Origin of the sequence: Streptomyces sp. 150FB (genome assembly GCF_000818195.1) — a bacterium.
Lineage (GTDB): Bacteria > Actinomycetota > Actinomycetes > Streptomycetales > Streptomycetaceae > Streptomyces.
Genome location: NZ_JTHL01000001.1, coordinates 4,987,348 through 4,993,954 on the forward strand (window position 1 = coordinate 4,987,348; position 6,607 = coordinate 4,993,954).

The 6,607-nt window shown below is 72.7% G+C and carries 4 protein-coding genes and 1 pseudogene; 1 reads left to right on the top strand and 4 read right to left on the bottom strand.

Annotation, left to right across the window (positions count from 1 at the left end):
* The 4 genes from QR77_RS21315 to QR77_RS21330 form a co-directional block, all read right to left on the bottom strand.
* The coding region (locus QR77_RS21315; protein ID WP_236711134.1) for a PrsW family intramembrane metalloprotease at positions 1 to 1,028 on the bottom strand (1,028 nt) is incomplete at its 3' end.
* Between the two features lie 256 nt (positions 1,029 to 1,284).
* Complete coding sequence (gene trmB, locus QR77_RS21320) at positions 1,285 to 2,004, bottom strand: tRNA (guanosine(46)-N7)-methyltransferase TrmB (protein WP_236711135.1); 720 nt, start codon at positions 2,002 to 2,004, stop codon at positions 1,285 to 1,287.
* Positions 2,005 to 2,279: 275 nt separating this feature from the next.
* Positions 2,280 to 3,497: an L-2-hydroxyglutarate oxidase gene (gene lhgO, locus QR77_RS21325; RefSeq protein WP_040023653.1), complete on the bottom strand. Its 1,218-nt coding sequence runs from the start codon at positions 3,495 to 3,497 to the stop codon at positions 2,280 to 2,282.
* A 164-nt stretch (positions 3,498 to 3,661) separates the two neighbouring features.
* Entirely contained in the window at positions 3,662 to 5,128 is a 1,467-nt protein-coding gene (locus QR77_RS21330) for a hypothetical protein (RefSeq protein ID WP_040023655.1), read from the bottom strand.
* A 583-nt stretch (positions 5,129 to 5,711) separates the two neighbouring features.
* Between QR77_RS21330 and QR77_RS48915 the strand changes: the two are divergent.
* Positions 5,712 to 6,607: pseudogene (locus QR77_RS48915) on the top strand (asparagine synthase); the annotation flags it as partial.

Below are 6,607 nucleotides of genomic sequence, written 5' to 3' on the forward strand. Positions count from 1 at the left end.
GCGGCCTCGCGCGCCAGCGTGCGCGCCCGCATCGACGAGAGCGCGTACGGGGCGGCCGGCGTCAGCCAGCCGGCGGCGGCGTACGCGGGGAGCCGGGCGGCGATCGTACGCAGCTCGCGCTGCCTGCTCCAGACGACGAGCCAGGTCAGCAGCCCGAAGACCGGGACCATGAACAGCGCGTAGACGATGTAGAAGCCGAACGGCCCGAAGAGCGACGAGCCGCCGTTCCACAGGGCGTGCATGCACATCGCGGTGAACAGGCCGAGCACCGGCAGGAGGTACCTGCGGACGCGCCGGTGGCGTGGGGCGGCCGCGGCGAGGCCGAAGCCGATGCCCGTCATCACGGTGAAGAGCGGATGCGCGAACGGCGACATCACGACGCGTACGAAGAAGGTCGCCGCCGTGAAGGAGCCGAGGCCCGAGTTGCCGATGTACTGGTCCTCGCCGAAGGCGCTGCCCAGATAGAGGATGTTCTCGGTGAAGGCGAAACCGGTCGCCGTGAAGCCCGCGAACACCACTCCGTCGACCAGCCCGGTGAAGTCCTTGCGGCGGAAGAGGAAGAGCAGCAGGACCGCGGTCGCCTTCGCGCTCTCCTCGACGACCGGCGCGATCAGCGTGGCCCCGAGGGACTCGGCGCCCCCGGGGTCGGCGGTGGCGGTGGCTATCCACTGGGTCGCGAAGGAGTTCGCGATGATCGCGACCAGCGCGGCGGCGCAGGAGCCCCAGGCGAACGCGAAGATGAGGTTGCGCCAGGGCCCCGGCTCGACCCGGTCGAGCCAGCGGAAGGCCGACATCAGGAGCGGTACGGGCAGCACGGCCAGACACAGCCCGACCACGAAGCCCTGAGTGCCCGTCTGGTCCCTGACCAGCGCGAGGATCACCAGACCGCAGAGCACGAGCAGTGTGATCACCGCACTCGCGCGGACCGCCTTGTGGCGCCAGAAGGCGCGGCGGGGGCGGTAGCGCCTGCGGGCCGGTTCGGGTACGGCGGTCCAGAGCGCGCCGAGCCGCGCCTGCTGCGCGTACACCGGGATCGCGGGGCCCGTGGGCGGGACCGGTCGCCCCTGGTCCGGAGGCTGTTCGAGGCGCTGCGCTGATGGTTCGGCCACCCGTTGACCCTAACGAGTGACGCCGACAACAGCGATGGCGCCTTGTCCGCTACCGGCTGTATCGCGCCGGATCGTGGTGAATCACCGGTTCTGCCGAACCGCGCCCGGATCATTCCCGTCATTCCCCGGACGTCGGCGCTCAACCGCGTCGACCGCGTCAGCCGCGTCAACCCCGTCAGACGCGGCTGAACAGCAGATCGCGCACCACATGGCCCTTGTCGAGCCCCTGCCCCTCGAAGCGGGTCAGCGGCCGGGAGGCGGGCCGTGGCGCGTAGCCGCCGTCCTGGCAGGTGTTCTCGAAGCCCGGGTGGGCGGTGAGTACGTCGAGCATCTGCTCCGCGTACGGCTCCCAGTCGGTCGCGCAGTGCAGCACGGCGCCGGGCCGCAGGCGCTCGGCGGCCAGGGTGAGGAACTCGGGCTGGATCAGGCGGCGTTTGTGGTGCCGCTTCTTCGGCCAGGGGTCGGGGAAGTACACCCGTATCCCGTCGAGCGAGGCGGGCTTGAGCATCTCCCGCAGCAGGATGATCGCGTCGCCGTTGGCCACCCGGATGTTGGAGAGGCCGTTCTGCTCGGCGAGACGGAACAGATTGCCCTGGCCCGGCGTGTGGACGTCGACCGCGAGGATGCCGGTGCCGGGATCGGCGGCCGCCATCAGCGCCGTGGCCTCGCCCATCCCGAAGCCGATCTCCAGCACGGCGGGCAGCCCGTCGAACATCTCGGCCGGATCGATGATCCGCTGCCCGTCGATGTCCAGACCCCAGTCGGACCAGTGCCGGCGCAGCGCCTCGGCCTGCCCGGTGGTCACCCGGCTCCGGCGCGGCTGGAAGCTGCGGATACGGCGCTCGAAGTGCGACCCGGCGGGGTCGGCGGCGGGGCCGGAGCCGTCGGGGAACATCCGGCTCACGGCGCCCAGGGCGGTCGCTTCGGGGGCTGCCGTGGTTTCCAGGGCTTCCGGAGCTGCCGGGGCTTCGGTGGCGCGGTCGGTGGCTTCGGCGGTCGCTTCGTCGGTCGCGGGTTCGGTCGTCATCTCGGTCTTCTCAGGCTCGGACACAGTGCGTCCGATTCTACGGAGCGTGGGCGCGCCGGGCGGAATCCCGGCTTCGGTCTCCGGTCGTCGGTCCTCAGCCGTGAGCCGTGAGCCGTGAGCCGTCAGCCGTCAGTCCTCGGCTCTCAGTCCTCGGCCAGCACCGCCAGTGCCCGCCGCGCGATCTCCCGGCCGATCGGCAGGGACGCGGTCGCCGCGGGCGACGGCGCGTTCAGTACGTGGATCGCGCGCGGCGCCCGCCGGATCAGGAAGTCGTCGGCCGGCGTCCCGTCCCGCAGGACCGCCTGGGCCCGTACCCCGGCGCGCGCCGGGCGCAGGTCCGCCTCCGTCACCGCGGGCAGCAGCCGCCGTACGGCCTTGGTGAAGGCGCGCTTGGACAGCGACCTGTGCAGCTCTCCCGCGCCGTACCGCCAGTGCCGGCGCGCCATCCGCCAGGAGCCGGGCCAGGCGAGGGTGCCCGCCAGCTCGTCGAGGCGTACGGCCGACCACGTATAGCCCTCCCGGGCCAGCGCGGGCACCGCGTTGGGGCCGACATGGACGCCGCCGTCGATGCCCCGGGTCAGATGCACGCCGAGGAAGGGGAACGCCGGGTCGGGCACCGGATAGACCAGGCCCTTGACGAGACCGGGCCTCGCCAGCTCGTAGTACTCCCCGCGGAACGGCACGATCCGCATCCCCGGGTCGTCGCCGGCGAGCCGGGCCACCTCGTCGCACCTGAGCCCCGCGCAGTTCACCAGGGCGCGGGCCCTGACGACCTCTCCCGCCGCCGTACGGACCGCCACACCCCAGGCGCGGCGGTCCACCGCCATGACCTCGGCCCCGTACCGTACGCGGGCCCCTGCGGCCCGTGCCGACTCGGCGAGCCGCGCCGCGACGGCGCCGAAGTCGCAGATCCCCGTCGTGCCGACCTGGATCGCCGCCAGGCCCCGCACCTCGGGCTCGTACTCACTGATCTGGCTGGGACCCAGCTCGCGGACCGGGATGCCGTGCTCCCTGCCGCGCTGGACCAGCGCGTGCAGCCGTGGCAGCTCGTCCCGCTCGGTCGCCACGATCAGCTTGCCGGTGACCTCGTGGGCGATGCCGTGCTCGGCGCAGAACCTGACCAGCTCGGCCGAGCCGCTCAGCGCGTACCGCGCCTTGAGCGTGCCGGGGGCGTAGTAGACCCCGCTGTGGATCACGCCGCTGTTGCGCCCGGTCTGGTGGCGCGCGGGTCCCCGCTCCTTCTCCAGGACCACGACGCGGGTGCCGGGCGCCGCGCTGGTGAGCGCGTACGCCGTCGACAGGCCGACGATCCCGCCGCCGATCACCAGCACGTCGCAGTCGAATCCGCCGCGTCCGCCCATCGCGCACCACCTCCACCCCGATAGTGCACTGACCCACGGGCCGCCCCCTTAAACCCGGCGCGAACCCGGAGATCAGCGGGTCGGGCGGGGACGGGCACGCGGGCGCCACGGAGTGGGTGGCCTGCGCCGGCGCCGCCCGGCTACGCGGGTGACGCCAACAGCGCCTACGCCGGTGACACCAGCAGCGGCCTCGCACGCTCCCGCAGCTCGGCGACGCGCGGCTCGTCCCCGTACGGCTCAAGGCGGTGCAGGAGATCCCGTACGTACTCCGTCGTGCGCGCCGAGGAGATCCGGCCCGCGACCTCCACCGCGCGGGTCCCGGCCGCGCACGCCGCGTCGAGATTGCCCGACTCCAGCTCGGCGACCGCGCTCACCACGAGACGTAAGCCGTGCGAGCGCACGAACTCCTCCGTCGGACGCGACAGCGCCTGCTCGGTGAAGCGCCGCACCTGCCTCGGCGCCTTCAGGTCGCGGTAGCACTCGGCGGCGTCGGCCGCGAACCTGTCGTACGAGTAGAAGCCGAGCCAGGACGGATCGGCGTCGCCGGGGCGCGAGCGCTCCAGCCACCCCTCGGCCGCCTTCAGCGCCGCCCCGGCGGCGACGGCGTCGCCCGCCTTGGCGTGCGCACGCGCCTCCACCAGCCGGAAGAAGCTCATCGTGCGGGCCGTGGCCAGGCCCCTGTTGCGCTCCAGCGCGGCCTGGGCGAGGTCCACGCCCTCGTCGGCGAAGCCCCGGTAGGTCGCCTGGAGCGACATGGAGGCGAGGACATACCCGCCCAGCGGTACGTCGGCGGCGGCGCGCGCGAGACGCAGCGCCTGGATGTAATACCGCTGCGCAGCCTCCTGTTGGCCCGTGTCGAAGGCCATCCACCCTGCCAGCCTGGTCAGTTCGGCGGTCGCGCCGAAGAGACCACGGCCCACCTCGTCGGTGTAGGCGCCGAGCAGCAGAGGCGCGGCGTCCACCCGCAGACACTCCGGCACCATCGACGAACGCCAGTCGCCACCACCGTACTTGGAGTCCCAGCGCCGGGCGTCGGACGCCGCCTCCCGCAGCTTGGCGACATCGCTGTGCCCCACGCGCAGCGGCGAGATCTCACCGGAGGTGTCGCCCACCAGCGCGCTGTGGGCACCCTGAGCCGCCTCAGCGACCGCCGCGTCACGGGCGACCGAGGAGTCGGCGGGTGTTATCAGCCACCGGGAGGCGGGCGTCGCGTACGCGCTTACTGCGAAGGATCCGGCCAGGGACTGCCAGATACCTCCGCCGCCCGCCCTGCGACCTGCCAGATCGAGCCGGTACAACTCGGTTGCGGAGCGCACCGCCTCCCCCACGTCGCGCGGGAAGGCGAGCCCGACCTCGGGGGCCGGGTCCGCGTCCGCCAGACCGATCTCGTGCAGCGGCACGGGACGGCCGAGCTTGGCGCCGATCGCCGCCGCGATGAGATGGGGCGCCGCACCCTGCGGAACCATCCCCTTCGACACCCATCGCGCCACAGACGTCTTGTCGTAGCGAAGCGTCAGCCCTCGCTGCGCGCCGAGGTCGTTGACCCGCCGGGCAAGGCCGGCGTTGCTGATTCCCGCGAGGGCGAGAACGGTGCCGAGCTTTTCGTTCGGCCCGCGTAGCTCTCTGGACATGCGTCACCCCTCGACACACAGACGGCCGCCGCGTCGCGGCATAGGCGCGTGGCATTCGTAAACCCAGCGTAGTTCGCCACATCCCGACCGTTAAGGGGCGGAGTTCCGTATGGCGAGATTGTTGTCCGCACGGGAGTACGTGTGCCAAGTGTCGTCCGAGAGGCCGTGCTCCGGGTGTGTACCGTGCGCCCGGGCGTGCGCTCTTGGCCATCTTGGAGGGCGAGCGCTTCCATGAGTGCTGCGTGGGTCGGTCCACTGCGTACTGGAACCAGTGGACTGGGGGACACCGCCGCCCCATTCCCCGCGGGCGGTGGATCAGTCCGGGAGGTGTTCGGCGCCTCCCGGACTGAGCGTATTCCGGCGTTTGGGCGCCGTGTCTGGTTCGGAGATTGGCTGAATGCTGCCTGTCTGCCGTGGGCCCCATCTTCGCCAAATGGCTCATGCCACAGGCTCATTCGCTTATCGGCGGGCGCGCCCTCCCGCCCCTCCTGTGCGCTCTTGTCGTGGCAGCATGGTCCCGAACGGGCCTCGGTACGTACCGATCCGGCCCCGGATCACGTTGTCCAGTGCTGTGGAGGCGGCGATGCGCTGGTTGGTGGGGTGGAGCAGTATCGCCGCGCACTTCGGCACGGCAGGAGCGACGAGCGGCGGCGGAATGAACGGTTCCGCACGGGCGTCAGGGCGGGCGGGGAGCACCGGGAACGGGTACGCCGGGTCCTCCGACACGCCCGGCGGCCGCGGCGGATACGCGGGCGCCGCCGACCCCCTCGGGGACGACGGCGAGAGCGGCAGCGTCCACCCCGTCGGCTCCCAACTCCTGTGGGGGGACCCGGACCCGCTCTGGGCCGTCGGCGACTGGCGGCCCGACGAGGTCCGCGTCGTCACCATCGACGCCGTCAACAGGCTGGCGGTCCTCGGCTGTTGCGGCGCCACCGACGAGGAACTGCGCCTCGGCCTGTTCGCCGCGCGCGGCGGCGCGCTGCGCCATCTCACGGCCTGGTCGGGCAGTTACACGGCCGTCGCGCAGATCGGGCGCCGTATAACGGTCGTCGGCGACCTGGCGGGCGCACGGCCCGTCTTCTACACCCCCTGGGCGGGCGGCACCGCGTACGCCACCGCGGCCCTGCCCCTCGCCGACCTCATCGAGGCGCAACTCGACATCGGGTACCTGGCGGCGCTCCTCGCCTGCCCGGAGACCCCGGAGGCGTTGCGCGACTCCACCCCGTACGACGGGGTCAAACGCATCCCGCCGGGCCACGCGCTCATCCTGCGCGAGGGCTCGCGCGAGATCACCGGATACGAACAGGTCGCCTCGCTGGCCGTCGCCGCCGCCCAGATCGACCCCGACAGCGCCGTGGAAGGCGTACGGGACGCGCTCATCGACGCCGTACGCGCCCGGCTCCTCGCGCCGCGCCACGCGCCCGAGACGCTGCCGCCTGACCCCGGGCCCGTCCCCGGCATGGGGCCCGCCGACCGGCG